We start from the raw sequence: 26,118 nt of genomic DNA, 5'->3' as shown, positions 1-26,118 counted from the left end.
TTGTGGCGGTACCACGGAGGATACCGCCACAGTGGGTGATCTTTTTGCTAAGAGGAAAAACACATGGAAAATAGCTTTGCTATTACAACCACATTTATCGCTTACTTAATCATGATGTTAGCGATAGGTGTTATTGCGTATCAACGAACGAAAAACTCAACGGACTACTTCTTAGGTGGACGCTCACTTGGCCCTTGGCCGGCAGCGTTATCTGCGGGTGCATCAGACATGAGTGGCTGGTTGCTACTTGGTCTACCGGGTTACGCTTATGCGGCAGGTATTGAAGCGTTTTGGCTTGCGGGTGGCTTGCTTGTGGGAACATGGGCTAACTGGTTGATCAGTGCTAAGCGTCTGCGTACTTACAGCATCACGACAGATGCGTTAACGTTACCAGAGTTCTTATCGCGTCGCTTTAATGACAAATCAAAGCTGATTCAAACAATTTCTGCTTTCTTTATCCTTTTATTCTTCCTTTTCTACACCAGCTCAGGCTTGGTGGCAGGCGGTAAATTGTTTGAAACAGTATTTGGCCTTGATTACACCACTGCGGTCATCATCGGAACCGTTTGTGTTGTGTCATACACACTGTTTGGCGGTTTCCTTGCGGTATCGTGGACCGATTTAGTGCAAGGCCTTCTTATGGCCGCAGCGCTGATGATCGTGCCAATTGTTGCAATGGATGGTGGGTTTAGCGACTTAGGTGCGAGCCTTGAACGCATTAACCCTGAGCTATTAACACTGTGGGATGATTCAACGGGTAAACCGCTTTCCGCTATTGCGATTATTTCTTTGGTTGCATGGGGTCTAGGTTACTTTGGTCAGCCACATATTCTGGCTCGTTTTAAAGCGTCTCGAACCAATAAAGATTTGACGACAGCCCGTCGCATCGCTGTTATCTGGACTGCATTGTCTATGATTGGCGCAATGCTTGTTGGTCTAGTTGGTTTAATTTACGTGACTAACTCTGCCAACGTAACACTCGATGATGGTGAGAAAGTGTTCATGCTATTAGTGAATGCTATGTTCCACCCAGTGGTAGCGGGTATCTTACTGGCGGCGATTCTAGCGGCGATCATGAGTACTGCCGATTCTCAATTGTTGGTGTCTTCATCGGCATTGGCTGAGGACTTTTATAAGCAAGTCTTCAAGCAAGACGCAAGCTCTGAAGAGATTGTGATGGTAGGCCGTATTGCGGTAGTTGCTATCTCAATTGTGGCACTGATTTTAGCGATGACACCAGATAGCTCGGTACTTGGATTAGTTTCTTACGCTTGGGCAGGTTTTGGTGCAGCATTTGGCCCTGCGGTCGTACTGAGTTTGTACTGGTCTAAGATGAACCGTAACGGTGCACTAGCGGGTATTATTGTTGGTGGTGTGACCATTGTGGTTTGGAAGCAATTGTCTGGTGGTTGGTTCGATGTGTATGAAATCGTCCCAGGTATTATTCTTTCAACAATTGCAATTGTGGCAGTAAGTCGTCTAACGGGTGAGCCAGAAGAAGCTGTTCAAGCTCAACATAAGGATTTTGAGAAGCAGCTAATAGAACTTGATTAGCCCTTATAGGTGAATGATTTTAGCCCTGCGTAGCAGGGCTTTTTTATTCTTCCAAGGAAAATTTAATCCTGAGTCACATTTTTGATACACAAATTTCAATTAAGGGAACCAACTGTTTATAAAAGAGTCAATTTCAAGGACTGGCGAAATATAGGGGAGAAAAGTGATGCCACAAATGTACTGCGATTGCTGTCATAAGAAGACCGCTCATAAAATTGTAATGAAACGCTGTGACCAAACGCAGGATTCATTATTTAAAGCATTTTTCTGCTTTTTCTCCACAGTAGTACAAGGCGACCATTACGTGAAAATGGAGAAGCAATACTATTGCCGTGCGTGCAATCATCAGTCAGAGCCGCAAACGACAATTTTGCCGAATGTAAAAGCCGCATAAACATTTTCTTACTGAATCTTACGCAATTACGTTTTTCTTGTTCCAAATAGTGTGATTAACTGGTTTATAAGCCGTTGTACTAATGACATTTATGGAAGTTGATCATGGAATTAGATCGAATTGATCGCGAAATTTTGCGTGTTCTGCATAACCAAGGAAGAATCGCTATCGTTGAGTTGGCGCGTCATGTCAACCTCACTACCTCTCCCTGCTCTGATCGTGTAAAACGATTGGAAAAAGAAGGCTATATTACTGGTTATCATGCTGAGTTGAATGCGGAAAAACTTGGCTTAGATGTGCAAGTTTTTATTCATATTCGTCTAGATCAAAGCAGCTTCTCTATTTTTGAAAAATTCGCTAAAGCCATTGAAGATATGCCTGAAATTGAATCTTGCTATTCACTTTCGGGGGATTTTGACACCATGATCAAAGTGCGTGTGCGCAGTATGAAAGAGTATCAGCACTTCATGTCACAGAAGTTGGGCAACTTACCCGGTGTTATTCAAACTCGGAGTGAAGTGGTGATCGAAGAGCATAAGACCAGTTTCGGAGTCAGTGCTGCGCAGATATAACCCAAACAAAATTGAAAAAGGAGCACATGTTGTGCTCCTTTTGCGTTTAAGAGGGTAGTTAGTAACGACGATTAAGCGATGAAAGAGGACGCGATACCAATCAGGCCGCCGAATACACCACCCCAAACCACAAGCCAACCTAGGTGCTCTTTTATCATGGTTTGTACCATTTCTTTGACCAGTTGAGGTGTCAGCTCACTTAAGCGTTGATCGATGATGTTTTCAATATTGGTTTTGATTTCATCCATCATAGCTGGAGATTCAAGCTGATCTTTTAGCGCGTCTTTAACCGTGTCACTTTGGCTAATCTCAATCACTGATTGCTGCATCTTTTCTACGAACGGCTGTTTGAGTGGCTGTAATGCTTCTGTACCGCCAAACATCGCCAACATGCCACCAAACGGTGAGTTTGCGATCACTTCAACTAATGAATCAAACGTCGGGTTGAAATCCACCTTAGCAATCACTGGCTCAAGATTTAGCGTTTTTTCTCCTGCCATTTCTTGGCTTAAGAACTTGTCGATGTTTTGTTCATTAAAGAACTGTTCCATCATCAGATTCTTGATTGCTGCTTTGAACTCTTCAAAACGAGCAGGGATAACGCCTGAACCGTATAAGCCCGGCACTTTCTCAAACAACATGTGGATAGCAAGCCAGTTAGTAATCGCACCTGAGAAGGCGAATAGACCCGCGTAAAAGGCAATTTGGTTGTCAGCTTGATGGCCACCGGCTAAAAGAGCAAGGGCGATAATGTTAGTGAGTAGACTCTTATTCATTGGACGCTTATTTATCAAATGTTGGGATTGAAACAAAGTGGGGCGAGTATATACCAAGCAAAGGCTTGGATAGAAATTTTGTCACGTCTGCTGGATGTAAATATCCTGCATGCTGTCGGTTTTGTTCAATCACTTTCGGGCGTTGTTTACTAATATCTATCGCACAAGGTGCTTCGCTTTGGAACGCACTTTTTAGTTTTAATAGAGAACTTCGAAATGTTAGAGATAAATAAAGTTGACTCGATCGACATACTACAACCACTTAAAGCGGAGTATTTCGCGCAAACGACCGCACCATTAGATGGCATGTGGCATTTTGGGTTTGCACCTATGTCACAGCATTTTGGGTTCTATGAGGGGCATAACTTGGTAGGATTTTGCTGTATTAACCATGACGGCTATTTGCTGCAATTTTATCTCGCGCCAAATGCAAAGTCGTCCGCCTCTGATCTGTTTACTTTACTCGCGCAAAACAACAGCAAAGTAATAAGCGAAGTCGTGGGTGAGGTGAAAGGGGCGTTTGTGAGTACTTGTGACCCTTTGTTTTTGTCATTGAGTTTAGACAATGTAGAAACGCTCTCTGTTAACGCATTGCTTTATTGTGGTTTACGTAACGAGCGTATAGAACCCGAACAAAAGGCGACTTTAGTTAACGTATTGCCTCATGACCTTGGTGTCTTTGTTACCTTTGCAGCTGATGCGATAGGGGCACCAGTCGATTGGTTGAAAGAATATTTTGGGCAATTGATTGAGAAGCAAGAGCTTTTTGGCTACTGGGTTGAAGGGCGATTAATCGCCTCTGGGGAATGTCGTAAGTTTGAACAATTCCAACAAGATTATGCGGATCTTGGCATGATTGTTTCACCGAAACATCGAGGCCAAGGTATTGCCACTGATGTTCTTAACGCTCTCATTGATCATGCTCAGCAGCAGGACTTAACACCTATGTGTTCAACGGAAGCGAGCAATATTGGTGCGCAAAAAGCCATGGCTAAAGCGGGGCTTAAAAGTAAACACCGATTTGTTCGAATTGATTTCAAGTAAAGCCTAAAGTGATACCACGCTCGGGGGTATCGAATTTCGTGCTAATGCATAGAGGTTATCTGCTAGGATCGTGATCGAATGATTAAAAGGGAAAGGCTGAATGCTTCATTGGATACTTCCTGCTACGCAACCATGCAGTGAACTAATTGAATGTTTTTGGTTCATTGAGAAAACCACAGCGCAGCAAGTGAGTTTTCCGAAATTGAACCCTGATCCTAGTGCGCATTTAATACTTGCTCCGCTGGGTACACCATACAACTATGCTTTTGATGACAAGGTTTGTACAGGCCATGGCTGCCATTTGCTGTTTGCCCATAAAGAAACCGCGCAGTTGGACCATTCAAAACCGTTTTTGCATGTGGGTATTAAACTGCGACCAAGTGCGATCTATCGTTTGGCTCTCAACTCAGCCAATAGTGAGTCGTTAGATAACGTTATTGAGTTGAATACCGTATTATCTTTGGGTTTGGAAGAGTCTGATTTGAATCGCCTCTTTGAGCTAGCAAGGCACGACCCTTTGCAATGCGTCAGCGAACTAGAAAATGATTTGGCGCTGTGGCTTGCTAACGCACAACATGATCAGCACAGTAAACTTGCTGATAAAGTGGTAGAGGCGCTGCCGCATACCGCGATTGCCGATTTAAGTGCTAAGCTGTATTGCTCGCAGCGCACCATAGAGCGCAGTTTCCGAAAGGTGACCAATTTAACCCTTAAGCAGTATCAGGCGATGATCAAACTAGAGTTAATGTTGGAATATCTTTATCAGCGACCGAGCAATGAGATTGATTGGGTCGATGTTGCTTATCAGTTTGGCTTTAGCGATCAACCTCATCTTATTCGATACTTAAAGAAGCAAATCGGTACCACGCCCCAAAAGTATATTGTTCAGCGCGGTTTCACGATCGATGTTTATGGTGGTGTGACCTCGGAGTAATGCTCTGAACATCAATAGAATCGGAATTTAGTGCTCGTCTTGGTGGTTGAGCGACCGGTAACTTATCAGGGGCGGTGATTGGGTATTGCAGAGCTTAACGGATGAGCGATACCATAAGGGAATTAATAGGTTAAAGATTTCATTATGTCAGATGAAGAACGCGCTCTAGAGTGGATGCGCCAACAAGTCCAGAAAATTGCTCCCTACGCTGAAGAACCATCGTTTGATGATTGTGTAGAGCTGCTCAACCCTGCATTTAAAAAAGGGAAAAGTGTTGCTCAGCTGCGCTTTTTGCTCGGTGAAGCAGATAGAAGAGCAGGAGCGGCAGAGCGTAAACACGCAGCGTTAAAATACGCCAAAGAGAAAAGCCCTAATGCAGGTCAAATCTTGCGTTTGCAGAGCAAGCTCCAGCAGGTGCAATTAGCCCTTAAATTGGCCACTGGCGACAACAATATGACCATTTCCCAGTTCTGCGCAGAATACGATGTGAGTAAGCGTGACGGGAACGAAGCTTGGCATGAGAAGCTACTGCAACAGAGCAAGAAAAAGTAACTTAGATTTGTGGCTTAAATTCTGCCTGAAAGGCTGAAGAGAGTTAAGTAGCGAGCTAGCCTGAGGATTAGCCTAGCTCGCAGAATAGATGCTGAATGAATTAACTGGTATGGAAAATTTGCTCAGTCTCTAGTGATGTCATGGCGCGGATTTGACGCCAAACATAGTAGAAGATGCCTAGCATCATTAACATGCTTGGAATAGCGATGATAGGGTAGCTGTAAAGTGTCATCTTACCTAACTCCTCATTGAACGCCGCTGTGCCAGCAGGGCTGGTCACAATCCAAGTTGCCAAGAAGTAGTTCATTGCTGAAGAAAACGCGAAAGTGCTCGCGAACAGGTAGTTTGATGACATTAAGCAGCGATCGAACGCTTCCATTTTGCCATTTTCTTTCAAACGCTCGGTGATTAACTTTAGGTTTAATACCGTGTCATTCAAAATCATCTTCTGCATTAATGGGTAGCGCGTAAACGTAGACCCCAATACACCCAAGCCGATTAAACCCGGAATCAACGCTTCTTTTAGTGCTAACCAACGCGTATCAAGCTCTAACAAACCAATCCCACCGGTCAGCAATACGCTGATAAAGCCCAGTGCAGATATAAAGTTAAATTTCTTATTGCGGATAAGATCCATACCGCCATACACAATAGGAAAAGCCAATGCGACCACAAGGGCCATCACTGTTCCTAAGTGCTCTTCGCCACTGAACTTCATCAAGATCAATGATGGAATAAATACGTTAAATAGGATTTCGACTAAAGGGTTCGACTTTTTGGTGGTCGTGTTATTCATAATTCTGTACTGACTCTATGATGTCGGCTGCTGTTTACTTTTGAGGGTGCAGTTTTCATCGCCTAGCGTGAGATGTAAAGGATTAAAATGCCGAGTTGTGTAACCAATGGTGAAATAGTTGGCGATTTATCGAAGATAAACGGGCAAGTTCTTTAGCTAGGAGAAAGAGTTAGGTTTATACGTGGCGCGAAAAGTGTGTTTTAGCGCAGGGGGAGAAATCTTTGTTAATTGGTTTGGAATGGGCTTATGTGACAACGTCACCTGAATTGGCTAGGTGACGTTGTTGAAGTGCGATTTACTACTACGGGTGTTCTAAAAATTACTCGCCGTAGAATGCACGGCGGTAGATTTCTTTAACATCCGCTACTGTAGGTGTGCCCGGGTTGGTCAAGGTACATGGGTCGTCGAATGCGTTTTGGCTCATGCGATCGAGTACTTCTAAGAACTGATCTTCTTTAATATCCACTTCGGTCACTTCTTTAAGTGTCAGTGGGATATCCAGTTTGGTATTCAGTTCGCGTAGATCGTTTTCAATGCATTCAATACCGAGGTAACGCTCCATCTCGGCGTACTTGTCGGTCGATTTTTTGTTGTACTCAATGATGTACGGCATCAAGATCGCGTTGGTTAAGCCATGTGTGATACCGAACTCGCCACCAATCTTGTGTGCTAAAGAGTGAACAAGGCCAAGAGATACATTTGAGAAAGCCATACCTGCTAGCGTAGATGCGTTGTGCATGTTGTCGCGTGCAGTCATATCGTCACCTTGTTTATAGGCGGTTTCGATATTTTCAAACACTAACTTGGTAGCGCGCATCGCAAGAGGATCTGAGTAGTCGTTAGCAACAGTAGAAACAAAGGCTTCCAGTGCGTGAGCCATGACATCCATACCGGTGTTAGCGGTGATATGCGCAGGCATTTTCGCTGGTAATGCAGGGTCGATAATTGCAACGTCTGGCACGATGTGAGAAGAAACAATTGGGTATTTGATGTGGTTTTCTAGGTCTGTGATTACTGAGAATGCAGTAATTTCTGATGCTGTGCCGCTGGTGGATGGGATAGCAACAAACTTCGCTTTGGTGCGAAGTGCTGGCATTGAACCAACAGGAATAATATCTTCAAAGCCTAGTTTTGGATGCTCGTAGAAACACCACATGATCTTAGCTGCGTCGAGTGCAGAACCGCCACCAATGGCGATGATCCAATCTGGTTCGAAGTCGCGCATTGCTTGAGCGCCTTTGACCACTGTTTGTACGGATGGGTTTGGTTCCACGCCATCAAAGACAATAGAATCGATGCCTGCTTCCGCTAAGTAACCTTGAGTTTGGGCAATAAAACCAAACTTCTTCATTGAACTGCCACCGGTAACGATGACCGCTTTACGACCCTCTAAAGACTTCAAAGCATCCATAGCATTTTCGCCAAAATAAATGCTCTCAGGGATCTTAAACATATTCATTTAGATTTTCCTTCAGTCAAAAATTAATAGATAACTGACTGGAATCTTAACTCTAATGAATGCTGCAAAATTGATCAGCATCATGGGCAGACAAAGCATAAAAGTTGTCTAACATTTGCGATGTGAATTTAGGAGAGTAGTAACATAAATTATGCAATGATATGTAACTAATATAAATTTATTCGAATTAAATCAATTGGTTAATTGATTGTTAAGATGGGAGAAGGTCACTTGATTAGAGCTGAGAACTTAAAGAGGAAGGAGCGCAACAAGCAAAATAAATGGGCTTGTTGCGCGAGACTTTGGGGCTTAGAACTCGTGAGTGTCTGAGTTGTTTTGTCTGTCTGCGCTTAATTGATCACAGATACAGTTAATTTTGTAGTTGAAGTACAGCGGGGTGAACATGAAAGTCCAGAAGCCATGGAACCAGTAGAATGTGCGCTTTTGAAATTGGAACGCAGCATTAAGTCGATTACGAGCTTTAAATCCCCATACTAGCTGCATGATGGCAACGATAAGAGAAAGCACACTGTCGACCAATCCTAGTGAAGCATTTTCAGGAAAAATGAAAATGGATGTAAGGCCAGTTAACAATGATATGTAGGCGAGGCCTAGCAGTAGGTCAGTGTAAGCACTGCCGATGTTGTTCATACCATGAGGAAGCTGATCGATTTTACGTGTTTGAGTACGAATGTAATACGCACTGTAAACGCCAAGAGTAATAATGGTTAAGGCAAGTAAACGCCATGTACTTTGGCTGCGGAAATTTAATAAGGATTGATTGTCCATTGTGATCCTAGTGACCGTTGTTGTGTGAGTTAATAGGGTGATAAAGCCCGAATTTAAAATATTCTAAATAAGCTTATATATCAGTGAGCTAATGGCAGCTTTATAACATTTTGGATATATCATCTAAATAGTAACTTAAATGCGTATTGCGATTTTGAGACACGGTTACGGTCACTTAGTGCAACGTTGCCATAAGGTTTTAAATTGTAAATGCGATGTATTTGCAATCGCATCTTTGCTATTCTTGCAAAAGATAGTCCGGTAATAAGCCATGAGTATGTCGTAAATGGGCGCTAAGAAGTCACTAAAAAAGCTAAAGAAAAAAGTTGAGAAAGTTCAGTCCAAATCGCTTAAGCAATTGAAAGGTTTGGCTGCTTCTACGCCATCTGCTGTCGCTAAAGAGCAGGTGTCTGGCTCTGCTTGGCAGGCGGAGTTTAAACAAGTTTCTCAACAAGCATTAGTTGATGTTGCTTCTGAACTGGCTGCGCCACTTAATCCGGTATTGTCTTGGTTTAATGAAGGCAGCTCAACCTCTTTTCAATCTCTTGGTCAGTCGCTTGCGTCAACATCGCAAACGTCAGGCGCAAAAAAGGACGCTCTGACGCGCCCTAATGTTCGTTCTATTGTGCACTTACCGATGAAGTCTCCGCCTTGTAAACGCTGCCCAGCGTTAAGCAATGGTGTTTGTAAGTGTGCGGCGAAGAAACTGCAAAAATCGGCTTAATCTATCGTTCTTTGTTCGTGAGTCGCTATCGGTAATACTTGCTATAGGCTCATGATCACGCGGCTCACCGATGGCCCAACTAAACGGCTTAATGCGATTCCGGCCATGCCTTTGGCAAACGTCTTAGTACCACTGACTACAGCGTTCTCAATAAATGATGGCTTCGCATTGCTTCGCAGCCAACCATGACTTTCCAAAATTTCCAATACACTGTCGCAATCTAGCTCGTTTGCATCGAATGTAATAGCCACCGAACCTGCGTATTTTTTATGTTTGATTTCGCTGATCGCATCAATTTGTTCGAGCTGTTCAATCAGGTCTGAGACCTCATTTGTGTGCTCTTTGATGTAATCAGACCTTACTCTAAGCCTTTGATTTGTTTTGTGAATGTAAGTGTTCATAAAAAATCCAATACAAACGATAACTATTGCTATTTGCAAACATTAGCACCCTATTTGATTGAACGCAAAAAATCTTTAATTAGTTCGCAATAAATCCCCAAACTCGCTAGGGATTTACAATGGATTCGATATACTTTTTCTATGAAACAACATGTTGAAACGGCTCTAAAACTCAGATCGTGGGTAGTGATTGGCCATCACATTCCAGGGCGGGTTCGTCTCAAGTATAAATTGGGTATTGTGGCGCAGTTAGCCAAGTTTAAAACTCAAGATATAGAGCGAGCGTTAGCGTCAATTCCCGCGTTTAAAAACTACAAGCTGAACAGCGTAACGGGCAGTATTTTGATCGAATACGATGCAAGTTTAGTTAATCCAGAATGGATCAATGCGCTGTTTTCAGAGTCGGACCTGCATGCAGAGCAAGCATGCTACGCGATTGCTGAGAGCTTGAACCTAAATGGAGCAAGTTAATGAGCGACAAACACCAACAAGGTGATACGGCTAATCCTTATGCCCAGATGGGTGAAGCGCCACAGGGTGCGGATCAGCAAGTACCACCTCATGGCGGTTTCTATGGTTATCCACCGCATATGACGCCTCCTCCACATTTTGCTGACCCTCGATTTGCTCAAGCACAAATGGAGCAAGCGCAGGTTCCTCCACACATGGCACACATGCCACCACCTATGTGGCACCATCCAATGTGGATGCATCACCCGGCATATTGCCACCCTTCGATGATGCCCCCACCGTACTGGCATCAACACCCACACATGCATTCACCAATGCAAGCTCAGCCAGAGGATGATCAACCTGATCCTTTGTTTGAACAAGCGCAAGCCATGCTTGATGGCGCGTTAGGTGAAGAAGCAGGAATGTTTAAAGAACTATTAGGAAGTCTAGGTATGAACGATAAAGAATTTTGGAAAGGCGCTATGGTTGGCGCTGCGGCTGCGTTACTACTGAGCAATGAAAACGTGCGTGGCAAGCTAATGGGTTTAGTTTCTGGTGCAGGTGACATGCTCAAAACCGGTGGTGGTGCAGTAAAAGAGACCGCTACCAATACAGCGCATAGCGTAAAAGAGAATGTGGCAACAGGCGGTGAAATTTTCCGTGATACTTACTCTGCGGGTAAGCAAGGTTTCCAAGAATCTGTTGAGCGCCATCAACAAGCGAAACAAGAACCAGCAGAAGAGCAGCCAGTAGCACAGGCAGTTGAATCTGAGCCTCAAGCAGAAGAAAAGCCTGAATGAGTAACGCCACTGACAAACTAAGCGCAGCTAGCCGAGCCATGATTGTGGGGGCGATGGCTGGCGGCGGTGCGTCGGTAGTGAGCAATTGGCAGCGACACCAACAAGGTGAGATCGATACCAATCAAATGGCGACTCAAGCGGCAGTATCTGCTTTAAAAGCAGGTGCAGTGAGCGGCGCATCCACTTATGTGGCAGAAAAAATGGCCGGACGCCCAGCATTATCACTATTCACTATTCTTAGTGTTGGTGCGGCAGGTGTGTATTTAATGGATCAGCTTTCGGAAAATAAATCAGATGAACAACAATAATCCATATCAGGGCTACCCATATTACGGTTACCCATACAATGGTTACCAAAACGGCGCGCAACCAAATCAAGGTACGCAAGAAACACCTTACAAAAAGCAAAACACCAAAACGCACTTTGCGATGGGTCTTGTGGCTGGTGCTGCTGTGGCGTACTTGCTAAGCAACAAGAAGTTTCAGCAAGGTGTGACTGCGACAGGTGAGAAAGCGTGGTCTACCGTGCGTGGTGAAGTGGAAGAGCTGAAAGAGCGCTTGGAAGATACTCAAGCTGAACTGGAATACTATCGTAACCTGCACAAAGGCGAAGAATGATTGGCATTCAGGTCAAACACCATTTCCCTGGTCGAATTCGTTTTAAGGTAAAAGCGCTTAGGCAGTATCAGGATATCGGTGAATGGATCAAACAGAGTTTGATGGCCATTCAGGGTATTCGTGACGTGCGCGTCAACCTTGATGCTTGCGCGATCGTGGTTGAGTACGACAAAGCGTTGCTCAATAGCCAAACGTTAGAACAGCGAATAGCGCAGCTCGACTTTGAACAAGCAGAGCAAAGCGATAGCGAACACCAGTTCACTCGTGGTGACATTGCCATGAACGTGATTGGTACGCTAGCTGCGGCCATGTTGCCGAATAAATGGGGCGCATTGACGACCGCGACTCTGATTGCACCTACGTTAGTAGAGGGCATCAATGAGCTGCGCGAGAAAAAAATCTCAGTTGAAGTGCTTGATGCGATTGCGGTTGGTCTTTCTGCTTGGCGTGGTGATTATCGCACAGCCATGATGACCCAAAGCTTGATAAGCCTTGGTGAATACATGGAGCAGAAAACCAGTCGCAACAGTGATCAGCTGCTTGCTGATTTGATGCGCCCACAAGAATCGATTGTGTGGCAAGTGTTACCAAATGGTGACAAGCAGCAAATCAATTCGACTGAGTTATCCGCGGGAGATGTGATTGAGTTGGCTCCGGGCAGTGCTATCCCAGTTGATGGCGTGGTCATTGACGGCGCTGCGCTGGTGAATCAATCTGCGCTAACCGGTGAGAACGTTCCGGTCCGTCGTGAGCTAGATGCTTTGGTTTACTCAGGTACTAGTGTGCATGAAGGCACCATTAAAGTACGGGTAGAAAAAGTCGGCAGTGAGGCAACTACCGCGAAAATCGCTAAGTTGATTTACGATTCGCTCAGCGAGAAAAGCGAGATTCAACAAGTTACTCAAGACATGGCTAATCGCCGCGTGAAGATTACGCTTGGTATTGGTGCTGCGGTATTTGCATTAACCCAAGATATCAACCGTGTGGCGTCGGTATTCCTCGTTGATTACTCCTGTGCACTAAAGCTCAGCACACCGGTGACGTTTAAGTCGATCATGTATCGCGCTGCGCAGCAAGGCATCTTGCTTAAAGGCGGTAGTGCGATTGAAAAACTGGCGCAAATCGACACATGCGTGTTTGATAAAACCGGTACGTTGACTTATGGCGATATGGAAGTCACTGATGTTATTCCACTTTGCGAAACCAACAGTGCGCGCGATTTGCTTGCTATTGCCGCCTCGGTAGAAGAGCACAGTAATCACCCACTTTCTCAAGCGGTTGTGAATGCTGCGAAAAATCACCAATTGCCTCACATTGAACATGGCGAGGTAGAGTACGTGATTGCGCACGGCTTGAAGAGTACCTTGAATCAACACTGTTTAGTGATGGGCAGCCGCCACTTCTTAGAAGAGCACGAACAGGTCGATTTTAGTGATGTTGAAGAGCAAATTCGTCACTATGAGCAGTTAGGGCGTCACCTAATTTTCATCTCTTCGAAGAAGAAGCTGATTGGCATGATAGGTCTTCGTGATCACTTACGTGAAGACGTAGCTGAAACCTTAAGCCACCTGCGTCAGTTAGGTATTAAGCAGTTAGTGATGATCTCTGGTGATAGCGCCTATAAAGCGCACATGTTAGGTGACGAACTGCAATTGGATCGCGTATTCGCCGAAGCGACACCGAAGAGTAAATCAGCCATTATTGATGAGTTGCAACAGCAAGGTCACAAGGTGATGTTTGTTGGTGATGGCGTGAATGATGCGCCCGCACTGACCAAAGCAGACGTTGGCGTCGCTATGTGCCGCGGTACTGAGCTCGCAAGGCAAGCGGCAGATGTGGTGTTGTTGCAAGATAAGCTGCATGGCGTCGCTGAGACCTACCAGTTAGCGCAAATTGCGATGGGCATGATCAACACCAACATTAAGATTGCTGAGTATGTTAACAGCGGTATCATGCTAGCGGCAGCGATGGGTATGCTAAGCCCAACCATGAGTGCATTACTGCACAATGGTACGACTCTAGGTATTCTTGCTCGCTCTGTAGCAATTAAGAATGGTTAACTTGTCTGTTAGAAAAACGCCTGTTTTACTTCGGTAAAACAGGCGTTTTTTTTGCGTTGAATTACTGATACTATCTGCTCAAACATAGTCGGGGAGCCCAGCTAATCATCCAATCCACGTGAGAAGATGAGCAAGTTAGAGGCTGAGATCGCATTGCGAGACCCGTTGAACCTGATTCAGTTAGCACTGACGTAGGGAACTATAGAACACAAGCTGTGCGCCTTTTCGCTGGTATTATTTAGTGATGATCCCGTGATAATAGAGGTAATGTTTATGGCCGAGTTTGTGTCGCTCATCTATACCACGGATCTCTATTCCCTCGGTCTATTTGTTGATGAGTCAGTTCCTTACCGTGCGTTAAGGAGTGACCATGTCAACACATCAGCTTTCTCAATCTACGCCAATTGTATTAACCATTGCGGGCTCAGACAGTGGCGGCGGCGCTGGGGTTCAAGCGGATATTAAGGCAATTTCAGCGACAGGCAGTTTTGCTTGTTCAGCCATCACCGCAATTACTTCACAAAACACCCTTGGCGTATCGGCAATTTGTGCCATCCCTCTTGAACATGTCGCAAGCCAACTTGATGCGGTATTCAGTGATATTAAAGTTGATGCGGTAAAAATCGGCATGTTGGCCGATAGCGATATCATTGAAGTCGTTGCCAGTAAGATCGAACAATACCAACCTAAATTCGTTGTGTTAGACCCAGTAATGGTTGCGACCAGTGGTGACTTGCTATTGAAAACAGACGCAATCAACACATTAAAGCAGCGACTAATTCCATTAGCAGATTTGATCACGCCGAATCTTCCTGAGGGCGCAGCCTTAACCGGGCAAGCTGTACCAAAATCTGAAGATGAAATGGGCGCAATGATTGAAGATTTGCGCCAGCTTGGAGCCAAAGCGGTACTACTAAAGGCTGGTCATCTAGAGCAAGACGAAAACAGTAATGATTTGTATATCACCCAAGATTCCGTCTCGCTTATTAGTGCGAAACGAGTGCTGACCAAGAACACCCACGGTACAGGTTGTACCCTCTCTTCTGCCATCGCTTCATATTTGGCTCAAGGCTATGATCTCGATGGCGCAGTTGTTCATGGCAAAGAATACATCTCTCAAGCGATTGCTCATGCCGACCAACTATCGATAGGGGACGGGCATGGCCCAGTCCACCACTTCTATTCTACTCAAAAGTACGCAACTCAAAGCTAGAGTGTGAGTATGACAGCGGTTGGAATTGAAATAAAACACGCATCACTGCGTTACCTCGATAGTGAGCAACCCGTGCTGCAAGGTTTGAATATGCAAATTCAAGCGGGTAAGTGGACATGTTTATTGGGTCGAAGTGGTTGTGGCAAAACTACCTTACTGCGTTACTTAGCTGGATTGGCTGAGCAGCAAATGGAATGGGTTGGAGAACTGAATTTAACACCTTGCTCCCTTGGTGCAATCAATCCACTACAAGGCCAACTTGCGTATATGGCGCAGCAGGATTTGTTATTACCTTGGCTTAGCGTGTTAGACAACGTATGTCTTAGTCAGCGCTTTTCTTCTTCAAGCGAGCAAGATAAAAAGCGAGCGCTTACTTTGCTTGAGAAGGTTGGCCTAAAATCCGATGCGGATAAGCGCCCTCAACAGTTGTCTGGAGGAATGCGTCAACGTGTCGCGCTCGCTCGTACGCTAATGCAAGACAAACCTTTGGTGTTAATGGACGAGCCATTTTCTGCGTTGGATGCGGTGACTCGCTATAAATTGCAGTCTCTTGCGGCAGAGTTGCTGCGTGATAAAACCGTTATTTTGATTACTCACGATCCACAAGAAGCGATCCGATTAGCCGATCAGCTTTATGTGTTGCGAGGTTCGCCAGCATCGGCTTGTCAGCTATCCGTACCAAGCACCTTACCACCAAGAACTATGGATGCAGAGTGCGCTCAATTGCAGCAGCAGATCTTAGATACGTTGGAGCATGACTATGAGTAACATGACCGATATTGATGCCATGACTCATAAACTTGCAGCGCAGCAAGCACGACTTAATCCAGTAGTGCGAATGGTGGTATCGGTTGCTGTCATTTTGGGGCTGTGGCAATTGGTGGTTGTGCTGTTTGATATGCCGAGCTTTATTCTGCCTGCACCTTTGGATGTTCTGGAGCGGTTAGTCGCCCGTTATGACGTATTGCTTAAACACACATGGGTCACGGCTCAAGAGATCCTATTGGGTTTGCTACTTGGGCTTTCAATGGGGTTACTGTTTGCTTTGCAAATGCTGTTGTTTGAACCTCTTAAGCGCTGGCTGCTGCCTATTCTTATTGCCAGCCAAGCCATTCCTGTTTTTGCTATCGCGCCGGTACTAATGCTTTGGCTAGGCTATGGCATCGCTTCAAAAGTGGTGATGGCCGCCATCATTATTTTCTTCCCAGTCACGACTTGCTGCTATGACGGTTTACGGAATACACCGCGCGGTTATCTCGATTTGGCGCAAACCATGGGGGCAAGTAAGTGGCAAAAGCTGCGTCATATTCAACTGCCTGCTTCATTACCAACCTTAGCTTCAGGTATTCGGGTTGCAGTGGTGATTGCTCCGATTGGTGCTGTAGTGGGCGAGTGGGTGGGCTCAAGCCAAGGACTAGGCTATCTAATGCTTCAAGCGAATGCTCGTATGATCATTGATGAGATGTTTGCTGCGCTATTTATCCTCGCGCTGCTCTCCATTGCACTCTACTTCTTTACCGATAAGTTGTTGAAACGACTTATCCCTTGGAGCGATTAAAGCTCCAGAAAATGCTCAACATAACGACAAAATGAAAAAAGGAACCTTCAGTGAAAAACAATAAACTACTTTCAGCAGTGGCTTTGCTTGCTTCACTTGCATCTGCTTCTGTGTTTGCCGAAGAGAAAAAACTTACCTTGATGCTAGATTGGTTTGTGAACCCGAACCATGGCCCAATCGTCATCGCTCAGCAGCGTGGCTACTTTGAGCAGCAAGGCTTAAAGGTGGAAATTCAAGAGCCAGCCGATCCAAGTACGCCACCTAAGCTGGTGGCAGCGGGTAAGGTCGATTTGGCGATTTCTTATCAACCTAGCTTAACCATCGATGTGGCCGCTGGTTTGCCACTGATTCGCTCTGCAACGTTAATCGCGACTCCGCTCAATACCTTGATGGTGTTAGATAACGGCAAGAACGACAATCTAAGTGATCTTAAAGGCAAAAAAGTCGGTATCGCGATTGCGGGTAATGAAGAAGCGGTAATCGGAACCATGCTTGGTCAGCAAGGCGTTAAGTTCTCTGACGTAGAGATCATCAATGTTGGTTGGGCGCTATCTTCTTCGTTGGCGTCAGGCAAAGTGGATGCAATTTGGGGTGGTTTGCGTAACTTCGAAACCAACCAATTGGCTTTAGAAGGTTATAAAGCCAAAGCTTTCTTCCCTGAAGAACATGGTGTGCCAGCATACGATGAACTGGTGTTTGTCGCCAATGCTAAAACTCACGATGCAGAGGCGATTAAAGCGTTCAACCAAGCATTAGAACAAGCGACTACTTACATTGTTAATCACCCACAAGTGTCTTGGCAGGAGTTTGTTGCTTACTCGCCTGATACGCTCAACAACGAGTTAAATAAACGTGCTTGGAACGATACGCTAACACGTTTTGCGCTTCGTCCATCGGCGGTCGATTTGAAACGCTACGATGATTATGCCGAGTTTATGTACTCGCAAAAACTGATTGAAACTTTGCCAAAAGCAGCCGACTACGTACCAGAGTTTAATTAAGGCCGGTTAGCTCTTAAAAAGATGATTTTTGGCGAAAATTCAACCACAAAAGATAAACAGACCCTATATGAAATACCAAGATTTAATTGAGGCGTGCCGCAGCGACTGGAATGAATACACACAGCATGCGTTTGTACGTCAACTCGCAAAAGGCCGCTTAGATCAAGCGTGCTTTTTACATTACTTAAAACAAGACTTTTTGTTCTTAAAGCAGTACGCAAGGGCGTATGCACTGGCGATATACAAGGCAAATAGTCTTCAAGATATGCGCCAAGCTCTGCCAAGTGTTCATGCTTTGCTAGACTCTGAAATCGCCCATCATGTCACCTATTGTCAGCAATGGGGATTGACGGAATCAGACCTAGAAAACGAAGCGGAAGACTTTGGTACCGTGGCTTACACGCGCTATGTATTGGATGCCGGTATGACAGGGGATTTAGTTGACTTATATGCGGCGCTTGCACCATGCTCTATTGGTTATGCTGCTATTGGTAAAGCGTTGATTGAAGATAGAGAAACGGTGCGTGAGGGTAACCCTTATGCTAGTTGGATTGAGCTTTATGGTGGAGATGAATTCCAAACAGGCGTGGCACAAGGTGCTGAACACTTTAACCGCTTGTTGCAAGACATCGACATCAACAGTCAAAAAGGGCAGCACTTAATTCAAGTGTTCAAAACCGCCACACGTATGGAAGTGGCGTTTTGGCAGCAAGGCTTGGATATCCTACGATAGTTTATTTTGCTATTGCTCTATTGAGCCAGTGAGTTTGAACTTATTGGCTCAATATTCAACCCACCTCATTTATTAATCGTGGCCAAACATGGTTGTTATGTATCGAACTGGGCGCGATCTTTCGTCAAATTGACATCTTCTTGATAATTTTTCCACACCATTTCAGCTAATATCTCGTTTCTAATTGGTTTAGCACTCGGGTTTACTCAGTTGAGTGGGAATTATGAAAGCACACTTCAAAACTAAACGTCATGGTCTTGGCTTATTGCTGCTATTACTGCTAGTGATTGCGCCGATGACGCTATTGGTCAGTCATATTGAATTATTAAGTCACGTGTGTGATGTACAGGGCTTTTCTATGACGTTATTGACTCATTCGGCGGGCAGTAGCGGCTTTTTAGTGACGTTAGCGGTACTGTGTTGCTTAAGCTTGTTGTGCCGAATGACGCCAAAGCAGCGAGTGGCACTGATGGCGCAACTCGGGCTTATTCTAGTGGTTGGGTTTGTGGCTAAAACGGGCCTCAAGCACCTGACGGAAAGTCCAAGACCCTACACCGAGTTGCTGACTCATCAGCTGTTGATCCCTAATCCTAGCCATTTCTACAAATTGAATGAATTGCAGCAGCACAATGTGATTGAACGAATCTCGCAGCATGTTAGTGAGTGGCGTACCCTGCATTGGCAAGGTGAAACGGATTATTCGTTCCCGTCAGGGCATACGATTTTTGTCTCGATTTGTTTAGCGTTCTTTGGTGGCTTGTTTGTAGAGCATAAACGCTATGGCTTAGCCGCATTGTTGTTTGTATGGGGTGTCGGTGTGGCTTATAGCCGTTTGTGGTTAGGCATGCACCGACCAATGGATTTGATTGGCTCGGTACTATTTATCGGCTTGATTTATGCTCTAATACCTAATTTTTACCCTTTAGTGGCGCAGGTTTGGCAAAAGCTAAAGCTAGATAGCTATTTTCCTTCGAAACCTGCCCACTAGTTAGTGAAATGCTAGTCCCATGCGCCGATAGGAATGATCATCGGCGTGTGGCTTATTGGGTCTGGCATAATTTGACAGTTGAGGCCAAATACATCCATCACCAACTCTGGTGTCATGAGCTTTTCTGGTTCGCCTTCGGTTACCTTTTTCCCGTTCGCTAAAACAATCAAATGATCGGCATATCGACATGCTTGATTCAAGTCGTGGAGAACCGCGACCACAGTTCGGCCTTCTTTTCTGTTGAGGCGTTTAAATAGATCCAATAGCTCTACTTGGTGGGCAATATCTAGGTAAGTGGTCGGTTCATCCAAAAATAGAATATCGGTGTTTTGCGCCAAAACCATCGCAATCCATACTCGTTGACGTTGCCCGCCAGAAAGTTGAGAGACTTGTTTTTCTGCCAGCTGCTCTACTCCAGCAGCTTGCATTGCTTCGGTCACGAAGTGTTGGTCTTCTTCACTCCATTGTCGGAATAGGTTCTGGTGTGGAAATCGCCCTCGAGCAACCAAATCAACCACACGAATACCATCAGGCGCTTGAGCGGTTTGTGGCAGTAGGCCAATTTGTTTGGCGACGTCTTTACTGGGCAGTTTGTGTAGCGGTTGGCCATCAAAGCTTATTTCACCTTTGATTGGTGTAAGTAAACGGCACAGGCTGCGCAATAGGGTCGATTTTCCGCAACCATTCGGGCCAATAATAACGCTGAACTTACCGTCAGGAATCGCAATATCAAGCTGCTGACATATAGGCGTATTGTCGTAGCCCAGAGTAAGGTTTTGACCTTGAATTCGACTGGTTAAGTGGGAGTTAAAGTTTGGGTTTGTCACGATTAAAGGTCTCGACGTTGAGCTAGTAAAAACAGTAAATAGACACCACCAATTAGGCCTGTCATGGTGCCGATAGGCAGTGAAAAATCAAACGGGAGTAATTGGCTAATTAAGTCTGCGCTGATCAATAAAATCGCGCCCATTAAAGCAGAACCGATAATCAATATTTGCCCACCACCAATCAGACGAGCGATCAACTGCGGTGCGGCTAATGCAATGAACGAAATTGGGCCTGCTGCACCTGTGGCTAAAGCGGCGAGGATCACAGCGATAAAGAGCATTAGCAAGCGAGTGGTCTCGACATTGACGCCAAGTTGTTTGGCTAAGTCGTCGCCCATTTCGATAAGAGAGAGTCGTCGCGCAAAATAGGTTGCCGCTGGGACAAGCAATACTACGCCTGCGAGTACGGGCAGTGCGTGTTGCCATGTTCTGGCATGTAGCGATCCTGCCAGCCACAAATTGGCCGTAATAGCGCTATCAATATGGCCTTTGACTAGCATAAGGCTGTTGAGTGCAGACAGAATCGACCCCACGCCAATACCGATGAGTATTAAGCGATAACCGCCCACTCGGCCATATTGGCGAGATAATAGATAGACGATGACCGCTGTCGCGAGACCACCACCAATAGCGGATACGCTGACTGCAAGGCCTGACTGTTCGAATAATACGATTTGGGCGATAGCCCCGGAAGCCGCTCCGGTGGTAAAGCCGATGATATCGGGAGAGCCTAATGCGTTGCGAGATAGGGATTGGAAAATTGCGCCAGAGACACCTAATGCTGCGCCGACAAATAGGGCTGTGGTAATTCTTGGCAAACGTATGTTCATCACAACACGCTGCTTGAAACCTTGAGTGACTTCCCCGCTAACAATTGACCAAACTTCGTTGAGGCCAATGTTTAGTTTCCCAACGGTGACAGAGTAAGCCGCTAACAAGCAAACAGAGCAGAGGAGTGTAAAGTAAGTGAATGCTTGCTTTTTGCTCATAATCAGTTGGAAAGGGCCAATTTTGACGACTGAGTAATGCATCGGTTTTGTGCCAGTGTCATTACTTATAGCTGCGAGATTTTCCATCGTTTCACCATGTAGATAAAGAATGGTCCGCCGATCAACGCCGCCATAATTCCTACGCTAATCTCGTTCGGATGGCCAATAATTCGGCCAAGGATGTCAGCAGAGAGGATCAACATTGCACCAATCACCATCGAATAAGGCATTAACCAACGGTGGTCAGGGCCAACAATAAAGCGAGCCAAATGTGGGGCAGTTAAACCGATAAAACTGATAGGCCCAGCGGCTGCGGTGGCTGAGCCAGAAAGTATAATGATTGCGCCGCAGGCAATGAGCCAAATGACTTTTGGGTTGCTGCCGAGCGATTGGCCAAACTCTTGACCAAGAGAGAGTGCATCTAAAGCTGGCGCAATCAAAATAGAGGCTATCGCTCCAATCACAATAAGAACTGTGACTGAATAAAGCACATCATACCCGCGTCCTTGTAGAGAGCCCACTACCCAGTGTCGGAATCTATCAAACACTTCTTGATGGCTGTTGATGGTTATCAAATGGGTAACGGCCAACAGCACGACAGACAATGCCGCACCAGCTAACACTAAACGAACAGGATTAACGGTCTTATGCAGCCCGGCTAAAAAGTAGACGGCGACGCCGGTTAAGCCACTACCAATTGAGCCAAAGAAAACGTAATCACTGGGTTGGGTGATGCTGGCAAAGGCGATCGCGCCAGCTATGGCGAACATCGCGCCGGCATTGACGCCAAGTAATCCCGGGTCTGCGAGAGGGTTACGGGTTAGCGCTTGCATCAAAGTACCAGAAAGGCCTAAGCCGACACCGACCACAATCGCTAATAGACTACGAGGAATACGGATATGGTGAACCAGTAAGTGCTCACTATTGGTTGAATCGTAGCTGAATATCGCGTCGAGTGTGGTTTGCCAGTTGATGTTCCTCGCACCAATGAAAACACTGGTGCACGTGAGAAGCGCTAATAATACAATGGCAACGATTAACCCTTGCTTAAGCCGTTGATGTTTCAGTTCTTGCCTAGCAAAGGCATGAGCAGTAGACATGATTATTCCGCGTTCTTAGCAAATTGCTTAGCAATGTTGTCGATGATGTTGCGTGCGCTGTATGGGTCGATACGAAACGAAGTTAGACCAAGGCCATAAACCTGTTGGTTTTGCACCGATGGCATGTTGATGAACACTTCGTTGCTCATAAACTCATTCGCCTTTCTTCCATCCGCTTCAATAAGAAAGGTGGTTTCGCCCTTGAGAAGTGATAGGTTTTCATAGTGCACACGGATGAAATCACGGTGACGAGCGGTGCTTGATTGCCAAGCATCATTCGGTGCTTCAATATCAAAACCAAGCGAAGTGAGCAGCATTGCGTGTGCGCCTTGAGGTCTACCGATGGCGTTCAGCATGCCTGCGCCATGATAGCTAATGATGTTGGCCTGACCTTCTGGAATGGCTAAGGTTTGCTTGGTTCTAGCGACATAGCGTTCATAATCCGCTAATTTTTCAGCTACTTGCTGTTCTAGACCGGTTAATTCACCAATCTGCTTAGCCAGATCTTGCCATGATTGAATGCTGTAATCGAGAATGACGGTTGGAGCGATTTGACGAAATTCTTCCACTTGTTCAAGCGTAGAGTCAGCACCTGTCAGCGATACGATAATCAAATCTGGTTCAACTGCGTAAGCCGATTCAAGATCCACACTGCCAGCGGGCCAAAGGTTGGTTAAGCCGCGCTCTTTTGCCACCTCATCCCATTGTGAGAAATATTCCCCTTTTACCGCGCCCGCGCTGCCAATAAGCGGTGTATCCATTGCCAATAAAGTGCCTGTTAAGCTGACCGAGGTAGAGATAATGCGTTTGGGCGCACTTTCGATCACCGTAATACTGCCATCAGCGTTAGTGAAGGATCTTGGCCAAGCAGAATCTTGCGCAAAGCAAAGTGAAGAAAACAATAGAATTGAGGATGTGATGATCGCTTTAAAGGTAATGACTTTCATAGCTTGTGATTCTTTACAGGTGACTGACGTTAGGCGGTTTAACTATTGGTAAACACAAAGGGCCAATGGATGTTGGCCTCTTGGTGTTGAGTTCTTGTGTTTAATACTCTTCGTCCATGATGTCATGGCGCGCTTCATGGTACTCATCTTCATCTTGGCCTCGACGCCAGTATGGTAGTGCGTGAAGGTCTCGTTTTTTGAGTTGATAGGTCTCAATAAGATGCTTGCGACACGCCAGAACCGCATCGTTTTCGCCGGCAAGAAATGCCGTGAGCTTACCTGATTGTGCTTGTGGGTCGATGGTGCGGATAGCATCTAATAGTGGCTCAGAATCGGCGCGAACCTCTCTCACTACCCAAACGACTTCAACACCAGCAGGGTGGGTGAGTGCGTGAATATCTTCTTCGCAGGGTACTTCAACAAATGCATAACCTTTTGCACTCTCAGGCAACTGTTCTAGTAGAGCACTGATCGCTGGAAGAGCGGTGAGATCGCCTGCCAATATATGCCAGTCTGCTGGTGGTAGCAGAGTCTGAGGACCTCCTGGACCACCTAAGCCAATCTTGTCTCCGGGTTGTGCGTTGATCGCCCAGCCGGAAGCAGGACTATCTGGGCTATGGGGAACAAAGTCTACATCCAGTTCATTAAGATCTTCGCGGAAATGGCGAATGGTGTAAGCTCGCGAAACGGGCTTGTGCTCGGGCCAGTAGATTTTTTCTTCGGTGCGAGTCGGTAATTCTAGAGTGCCTGTTTCTTGGTTAGCAAAAAACAGCTTGATGAGAAGTCCTTCTGTACCAGCAGGAAAACCTTTTAGATCCTCTCCCGAAAAGGTCACGCGAAGTAGGTTAGGGGTGATGTATTGTTTGCGAACGCATTCGATTAGGCGCGGCATCATGCGCCCATCACTACGGACTTTGGTCATCATTTTTCCTTAAATGAAATTGCTAATCGTAATTATTATCAATAAATAAATTATTGATAGCAATTAAAAATCGTCCGATAGTTGGATGTTTAATGAAAAGTTTAACTAGAAAAGCAGCAAGGCATGGGCGGGAGCAAAAAAAGAAGCGACCATATTTCGGTCGCTCCTAAGTGGATATTATCTTTAGGGTTGCGCTTTAGCTTTACACTGTAAAACGGTCTACTAGGCCATACAGCTCGTTAGCTCGACCGTTAAGGTTTTGGCTACCTGCGCGGTTTTCGTTGGCGAGTGCCGCAGACTGGGAGCTCTGGTCAGAAATAACAACAATGCGCTGTGAAATCTCTTGACCAACGATGCTCTGTTCTTCGGTTGCCGTTGCGATTAGTGAGTTCATATCCATGATGGTATCGATAGATTGCTGAATCTTCACCAACGCTTCCGCTGCCGCATTTGCTTCACTAACTGTATGCGTTGAGCGTGATTGGCTTGAGTCCATCGCTTTTACCGCTGCATCAGAAGCGGCTTTAAGCTGCTCGATCATGGTGTGAATCTCACCTGTGCTCTCTTGAGTACGGCTAGCCAATTTACGAACTTCATCTGCTACCACAGCGAAGCCTCGGCCTTGTTCACCTGCACGAGCTGCCTCGATGGCAGCATTAAGCGCGAGTAAGTTGGTTTGTTCAGCGATGTCTTGGATAACTTCAAGTGAAGAAGAGATGTTTTGAACATCGCCTTCTAGACGAGAAATCACCTCATTAGCTTGTGATACCTCACCAGCTAATTCTTCAACAGATTGCGCAGCAGCGTTGACGATCTGCTGGGCTTCTTTGGCATTGTCGTCCGCTTCTTTCGCACTATCAGCGGCTTGGCTCGCATTGCTTGAGATTTCTTGCGCCGTGGTGGTCATCTCAGTCATTGCTGTTGCAACTTGCTCCGTTTCTTCGCGTTGGCCTGTTGCCAACTCATCAACGCGTGCAGCGCGAGATGACATATGAGTGGTCTCTTCAACCACTTGTTGACCGACATCCGTTACACTGCGGATGATGTTTTGCAGGCTTGCAACGAAGGCGTTAAAGTTTTCACTTAGGCGTGCGTATTCTGGTGCGCGGAATTTTTCCATACGTGCGGTAAGATCGGCATCACCGCTCGCGAATGAACTAATAGAGCGATCGAACTGCTCTAGTGGTCCCATAATGGTGCGGTTCACGGCAATAGCAAATGCCGCCACAAGTACAGCGATAACTAAACAGAAAATAACAATCGCAGTAATCGAGCTTTGAAGAGCTTGGTTGGAATTTGATTCTAGTTCGGCGATAACCGCGTCGATATCATCCGTATAAAAGCCAGTACCAATCACCAAATCCCACTCAGGAATGTAAACGGAGTAGCTCAGTTTAGGCAGCGCGACACTTTCACCCGGTTTCGGGAAATAGTAAGTCGTGAACTTATCCAACTTGGCATTTTTGATCAGGTCTTGAATCAGGTAGTTGCCCTGCTTATCTTGAAGGTTGTAGTAGTTTTTACCTATCCCATCAGTTCCTTGGCCTATTGCGATACGTACACCTTTTGAATCGTAAGCAAACACATAACCTGATTCGCCATATTCGAGGCCTTTAAGTGTTGGTAACGCGTCTTCTAGTGATGCACCACGATCTAAAAAGGGTTGAACAGAGGATTTTGCCATTTGGATATAGGCTTTTAGCTCTTGTTGCTTCATAGCCATCATGTTGGAGCGAGTCGCTGCAATTTGTTGTTCGGTAAGCTCTGTGGTCTTGATGTAAGACACGCTCATCATACCGATGGCCATTAATAATAAGGGGATGATCGAAAGGACATACAAACGATTTCTAATAGATAGACTCATAACAATTCCTGCACTGATTTACTTCAATTTTATTAGAATATGTAACTAAC

General features: G+C 45.6%; 28 protein-coding genes and 1 riboswitch. Of the genes, 17 read left to right on the top strand and 11 right to left on the bottom strand.

The features are described from left to right. The first annotated feature begins 63 nt into the window (after positions 1 to 63). Entirely contained in the window at positions 64 to 1,554 is a 1,491-nt protein-coding gene (putP, locus tag OH461_RS11635; protein WP_270020784.1) for a sodium/proline symporter PutP, read from the top strand. A 498-nt stretch (positions 1,555 to 2,052) separates the two neighbouring features. After that, a complete protein-coding gene (locus OH461_RS11625) occupies positions 2,053 to 2,520 on the top strand; it encodes an Lrp/AsnC family transcriptional regulator (RefSeq protein ID WP_270020782.1) in 468 nt (155 codons plus the stop codon). A gap of 71 nt (positions 2,521 to 2,591) precedes the next feature. On the opposite strand, the gene OH461_RS11620 is transcribed toward OH461_RS11625, so the two are convergent. Next, positions 2,592 to 3,296: a DUF445 domain-containing protein gene (locus tag OH461_RS11620; RefSeq protein ID WP_270020781.1), complete on the bottom strand. Its 705-nt coding sequence runs from the start codon at positions 3,294 to 3,296 to the stop codon at positions 2,592 to 2,594. A 216-nt stretch (positions 3,297 to 3,512) separates the two neighbouring features. Here OH461_RS11620 and OH461_RS11615 point away from each other — a divergent pair, with 216 nt between their 5' ends. The 3 genes from OH461_RS11615 to OH461_RS11605 all read left to right on the top strand — a co-directional run bounded on the left by OH461_RS11615 (position 3,513) and on the right by OH461_RS11605 (position 5,826). Beyond that, positions 3,513 to 4,340, top strand: a complete 828-nt coding sequence (locus OH461_RS11615; protein WP_270020780.1) for a GNAT family N-acetyltransferase — start codon at positions 3,513 to 3,515, stop codon at positions 4,338 to 4,340. A gap of 100 nt (positions 4,341 to 4,440) precedes the next feature. After that, positions 4,441 to 5,274 carry a helix-turn-helix transcriptional regulator gene (locus tag OH461_RS11610; protein ID WP_270020779.1) on the top strand — a complete coding sequence of 278 codons (834 nt, stop codon included), beginning with the start codon at positions 4,441 to 4,443 and terminating at the stop codon, positions 5,272 to 5,274. A gap of 144 nt (positions 5,275 to 5,418) precedes the next feature. Further along, positions 5,419 to 5,826, top strand: a complete 408-nt coding sequence (locus tag OH461_RS11605; RefSeq protein WP_270020778.1) for a hypothetical protein — start codon at positions 5,419 to 5,421, stop codon at positions 5,824 to 5,826. 100 nt (positions 5,827 to 5,926) lie between these two features. On the opposite strand, the gene OH461_RS11600 is transcribed toward OH461_RS11605, so the two are convergent. From OH461_RS11600 to OH461_RS11590, 3 genes are all read right to left on the bottom strand, one after another. Next, positions 5,927 to 6,622, bottom strand: a complete 696-nt coding sequence (locus tag OH461_RS11600; protein ID WP_270020777.1) for a VC0807 family protein — start codon at positions 6,620 to 6,622, stop codon at positions 5,927 to 5,929. A 319-nt stretch (positions 6,623 to 6,941) separates the two neighbouring features. Further along, the gene (locus tag OH461_RS11595) at positions 6,942 to 8,081 is read right to left on the bottom strand and encodes an iron-containing alcohol dehydrogenase (protein ID WP_270020776.1); all 1,140 of its coding nucleotides are present in this window, start codon (positions 8,079 to 8,081) and stop codon (positions 6,942 to 6,944) included. Positions 8,082 to 8,390: 309 nt separating this feature from the next. Further along, positions 8,391 to 8,870 carry a DUF4234 domain-containing protein gene (locus OH461_RS11590; protein WP_270020775.1) on the bottom strand — a complete coding sequence of 160 codons (480 nt, stop codon included), beginning with the start codon at positions 8,868 to 8,870 and terminating at the stop codon, positions 8,391 to 8,393. Positions 8,871 to 9,156: 286 nt separating this feature from the next. On the opposite strand from OH461_RS11590, the gene OH461_RS11585 reads away from it, so the two are divergent. Next, the gene (locus OH461_RS11585) at positions 9,157 to 9,594 is read left to right on the top strand and encodes a hypothetical protein (RefSeq protein ID WP_270020774.1); all 438 of its coding nucleotides are present in this window, start codon (positions 9,157 to 9,159) and stop codon (positions 9,592 to 9,594) included. 41 nt (positions 9,595 to 9,635) lie between these two features. Here OH461_RS11585 and OH461_RS11580 read toward each other — a convergent pair whose 3' ends face one another. After that, on the bottom strand, positions 9,636 to 9,995 hold the full coding sequence (locus OH461_RS11580; protein ID WP_270020773.1) for an HMA2 domain-containing protein: 360 nt from the start codon (positions 9,993 to 9,995) through the stop codon (positions 9,636 to 9,638). Positions 9,996 to 10,136: 141 nt separating this feature from the next. On the opposite strand from OH461_RS11580, the gene OH461_RS11575 reads away from it, so the two are divergent. The 11 genes from OH461_RS11575 (at position 10,137) to OH461_RS11525 (ending at position 19,419) form a co-directional block, all read left to right on the top strand. After that, positions 10,137 to 10,466 (top strand): HMA2 domain-containing protein, encoded by a 330-nt coding sequence (locus tag OH461_RS11575; RefSeq protein ID WP_270020772.1) that lies wholly within the window; start codon positions 10,137 to 10,139, stop codon positions 10,464 to 10,466. Further along, positions 10,466 to 11,248: a YtxH domain-containing protein gene (locus tag OH461_RS11570; protein WP_270020771.1), complete on the top strand. Its 783-nt coding sequence runs from the start codon at positions 10,466 to 10,468 to the stop codon at positions 11,246 to 11,248. The genes OH461_RS11575 and OH461_RS11570 overlap by 1 nt, the downstream gene beginning before the upstream one ends. Next, entirely contained in the window at positions 11,245 to 11,556 is a 312-nt protein-coding gene (locus tag OH461_RS11565; protein WP_270020770.1) for a hypothetical protein, read from the top strand. Before OH461_RS11570 ends, OH461_RS11565 begins: the two co-directional genes overlap by 4 nt. Continuing rightward, positions 11,543 to 11,866, top strand: a complete 324-nt coding sequence (locus tag OH461_RS11560; protein ID WP_270020769.1) for a YtxH domain-containing protein — start codon at positions 11,543 to 11,545, stop codon at positions 11,864 to 11,866. Before OH461_RS11565 ends, OH461_RS11560 begins: the two co-directional genes overlap by 14 nt. Next, the gene (locus OH461_RS11555) at positions 11,863 to 13,926 is read left to right on the top strand and encodes a heavy metal translocating P-type ATPase (RefSeq protein WP_270020768.1); all 2,064 of its coding nucleotides are present in this window, start codon (positions 11,863 to 11,865) and stop codon (positions 13,924 to 13,926) included. Before OH461_RS11560 ends, OH461_RS11555 begins: the two co-directional genes overlap by 4 nt. Positions 13,927 to 14,005: 79 nt before the next feature. Further along, positions 14,006 to 14,141: riboswitch (TPP riboswitch) on the top strand. 155 nt (positions 14,142 to 14,296) lie between these two features. After that, positions 14,297 to 15,139 (top strand): bifunctional hydroxymethylpyrimidine kinase/phosphomethylpyrimidine kinase, encoded by an 843-nt coding sequence (gene thiD / locus OH461_RS11550; RefSeq protein WP_270020767.1) that lies wholly within the window; start codon positions 14,297 to 14,299, stop codon positions 15,137 to 15,139. Between the two features lie 3 nt (positions 15,140 to 15,142). Next, entirely contained in the window at positions 15,143 to 15,907 is a 765-nt protein-coding gene (locus OH461_RS11545; protein ID WP_270020766.1) for an ABC transporter ATP-binding protein, read from the top strand. A gap of 19 nt (positions 15,908 to 15,926) precedes the next feature. After that, on the top strand, positions 15,927 to 16,697 hold the full coding sequence (locus OH461_RS11540) for an ABC transporter permease (RefSeq protein ID WP_443088457.1): 771 nt from the start codon (positions 15,927 to 15,929) through the stop codon (positions 16,695 to 16,697). A 50-nt stretch (positions 16,698 to 16,747) separates the two neighbouring features. Next, positions 16,748 to 17,698: an ABC transporter substrate-binding protein gene (locus OH461_RS11535; RefSeq protein WP_270020764.1), complete on the top strand. Its 951-nt coding sequence runs from the start codon at positions 16,748 to 16,750 to the stop codon at positions 17,696 to 17,698. Between the two features lie 67 nt (positions 17,699 to 17,765). Further along, the gene (tenA, locus tag OH461_RS11530) at positions 17,766 to 18,431 is read left to right on the top strand and encodes a thiaminase II (protein WP_270020763.1); all 666 of its coding nucleotides are present in this window, start codon (positions 17,766 to 17,768) and stop codon (positions 18,429 to 18,431) included. Positions 18,432 to 18,654: 223 nt separating this feature from the next. Continuing rightward, entirely contained in the window at positions 18,655 to 19,419 is a 765-nt protein-coding gene (locus tag OH461_RS11525; RefSeq protein ID WP_270020762.1) for a phosphatase PAP2 family protein, read from the top strand. An 11-nt stretch (positions 19,420 to 19,430) separates the two neighbouring features. On the opposite strand, the gene OH461_RS11520 is transcribed toward OH461_RS11525, so the two are convergent. The 6 genes from OH461_RS11520 to OH461_RS11495 all read right to left on the bottom strand — a co-directional run bounded on the left by OH461_RS11520 (position 19,431) and on the right by OH461_RS11495 (position 26,068). After that, positions 19,431 to 20,165 (bottom strand): ABC transporter ATP-binding protein, encoded by a 735-nt coding sequence (locus OH461_RS11520; protein WP_333482224.1) that lies wholly within the window; start codon positions 20,163 to 20,165, stop codon positions 19,431 to 19,433. Between the two features lie 83 nt (positions 20,166 to 20,248). Next, complete coding sequence (locus tag OH461_RS11515) at positions 20,249 to 21,322, bottom strand: FecCD family ABC transporter permease (RefSeq protein WP_270020761.1); 1,074 nt, start codon at positions 21,320 to 21,322, stop codon at positions 20,249 to 20,251. Further along, positions 21,301 to 22,335, bottom strand: a complete 1,035-nt coding sequence (locus OH461_RS11510) for a FecCD family ABC transporter permease (protein WP_270020760.1) — start codon at positions 22,333 to 22,335, stop codon at positions 21,301 to 21,303. The genes OH461_RS11515 and OH461_RS11510 overlap by 22 nt, the downstream gene beginning before the upstream one ends. 2 nt (positions 22,336 to 22,337) lie before the next feature. Next, on the bottom strand, positions 22,338 to 23,282 hold the full coding sequence (gene fepB, locus OH461_RS11505; protein WP_270020759.1) for a Fe2+-enterobactin ABC transporter substrate-binding protein: 945 nt from the start codon (positions 23,280 to 23,282) through the stop codon (positions 22,338 to 22,340). Positions 23,283 to 23,382: 100 nt separating this feature from the next. Continuing rightward, positions 23,383 to 24,207 (bottom strand): siderophore-interacting protein, encoded by an 825-nt coding sequence (locus tag OH461_RS11500; RefSeq protein ID WP_270020758.1) that lies wholly within the window; start codon positions 24,205 to 24,207, stop codon positions 23,383 to 23,385. 199 nt (positions 24,208 to 24,406) lie between these two features. After that, positions 24,407 to 26,068, bottom strand: coding sequence for a methyl-accepting chemotaxis protein (locus OH461_RS11495; RefSeq protein WP_270020757.1), 1,662 nt, complete (start codon positions 26,066 to 26,068; stop codon positions 24,407 to 24,409). Positions 26,069 to 26,118: the final 50 nt, after the last annotated feature.

Source organism: Vibrio sp. LaRot3, from assembly GCF_027587025.1.
Taxonomy (GTDB): Bacteria; Pseudomonadota; Gammaproteobacteria; order Enterobacterales; family Vibrionaceae; genus Vibrio.
The sequence above is the reverse complement of the archived record's forward strand: the minus strand, read 5'-3'. Positions and strand labels throughout refer to the sequence as shown.

Excerpts from the sequence above, each read along its gene's own strand:
- putP (WP_270020784.1), top strand. The coding sequence starts at position 64 with ATGGAAAATAGCTTTGCTATTACAACCACATTTATCGCTTACTTAATC.
- OH461_RS11625 (WP_270020782.1), top strand. The coding sequence starts at position 2,053 with ATGGAATTAGATCGAATTGATCGCGAAATTTTGCGTGTTCTGCATAAC.
- OH461_RS11620 (WP_270020781.1), bottom strand. The coding sequence starts at position 3,296 with ATGAATAAGAGTCTACTCACTAACATTATCGCCCTTGCTCTTTTAGCC.
- OH461_RS11615 (WP_270020780.1), top strand. The coding sequence starts at position 3,513 with ATGTTAGAGATAAATAAAGTTGACTCGATCGACATACTACAACCACTT.
- OH461_RS11610 (WP_270020779.1), top strand. The coding sequence starts at position 4,441 with ATGCTTCATTGGATACTTCCTGCTACGCAACCATGCAGTGAACTAATT.
- OH461_RS11605 (WP_270020778.1), top strand. The coding sequence starts at position 5,419 with ATGTCAGATGAAGAACGCGCTCTAGAGTGGATGCGCCAACAAGTCCAG.
- OH461_RS11600 (WP_270020777.1), bottom strand. The coding sequence starts at position 6,622 with ATGAATAACACGACCACCAAAAAGTCGAACCCTTTAGTCGAAATCCTA.
- OH461_RS11595 (WP_270020776.1), bottom strand. The coding sequence starts at position 8,081 with ATGAATATGTTTAAGATCCCTGAGAGCATTTATTTTGGCGAAAATGCT.
- OH461_RS11590 (WP_270020775.1), bottom strand. The coding sequence starts at position 8,870 with ATGGACAATCAATCCTTATTAAATTTCCGCAGCCAAAGTACATGGCGT.
- OH461_RS11585 (WP_270020774.1), top strand. The coding sequence starts at position 9,157 with ATGGGCGCTAAGAAGTCACTAAAAAAGCTAAAGAAAAAAGTTGAGAAA.
- OH461_RS11580 (WP_270020773.1), bottom strand. The coding sequence starts at position 9,995 with ATGAACACTTACATTCACAAAACAAATCAAAGGCTTAGAGTAAGGTCT.
- OH461_RS11575 (WP_270020772.1), top strand. The coding sequence starts at position 10,137 with ATGAAACAACATGTTGAAACGGCTCTAAAACTCAGATCGTGGGTAGTG.
- OH461_RS11570 (WP_270020771.1), top strand. The coding sequence starts at position 10,466 with ATGAGCGACAAACACCAACAAGGTGATACGGCTAATCCTTATGCCCAG.
- OH461_RS11565 (WP_270020770.1), top strand. The coding sequence starts at position 11,245 with ATGAGTAACGCCACTGACAAACTAAGCGCAGCTAGCCGAGCCATGATT.
- OH461_RS11560 (WP_270020769.1), top strand. The coding sequence starts at position 11,543 with ATGAACAACAATAATCCATATCAGGGCTACCCATATTACGGTTACCCA.
- OH461_RS11555 (WP_270020768.1), top strand. The coding sequence starts at position 11,863 with ATGATTGGCATTCAGGTCAAACACCATTTCCCTGGTCGAATTCGTTTT.
- thiD (WP_270020767.1), top strand. The coding sequence starts at position 14,297 with ATGTCAACACATCAGCTTTCTCAATCTACGCCAATTGTATTAACCATT.
- OH461_RS11540 (WP_443088457.1), top strand. The coding sequence starts at position 15,927 with ATGACTCATAAACTTGCAGCGCAGCAAGCACGACTTAATCCAGTAGTG.
- tenA (WP_270020763.1), top strand. The coding sequence starts at position 17,766 with ATGAAATACCAAGATTTAATTGAGGCGTGCCGCAGCGACTGGAATGAA.
- OH461_RS11525 (WP_270020762.1), top strand. The coding sequence starts at position 18,655 with ATGAAAGCACACTTCAAAACTAAACGTCATGGTCTTGGCTTATTGCTG.
- OH461_RS11515 (WP_270020761.1), bottom strand. The coding sequence starts at position 21,322 with ATGGAAAATCTCGCAGCTATAAGTAATGACACTGGCACAAAACCGATG.
- OH461_RS11510 (WP_270020760.1), bottom strand. The coding sequence starts at position 22,335 with ATGTCTACTGCTCATGCCTTTGCTAGGCAAGAACTGAAACATCAACGG.
- fepB (WP_270020759.1), bottom strand. The coding sequence starts at position 23,282 with ATGAAAGTCATTACCTTTAAAGCGATCATCACATCCTCAATTCTATTG.
- OH461_RS11500 (WP_270020758.1), bottom strand. The coding sequence starts at position 24,207 with ATGATGACCAAAGTCCGTAGTGATGGGCGCATGATGCCGCGCCTAATC.
- OH461_RS11495 (WP_270020757.1), bottom strand. The coding sequence starts at position 26,068 with ATGAGTCTATCTATTAGAAATCGTTTGTATGTCCTTTCGATCATCCCC.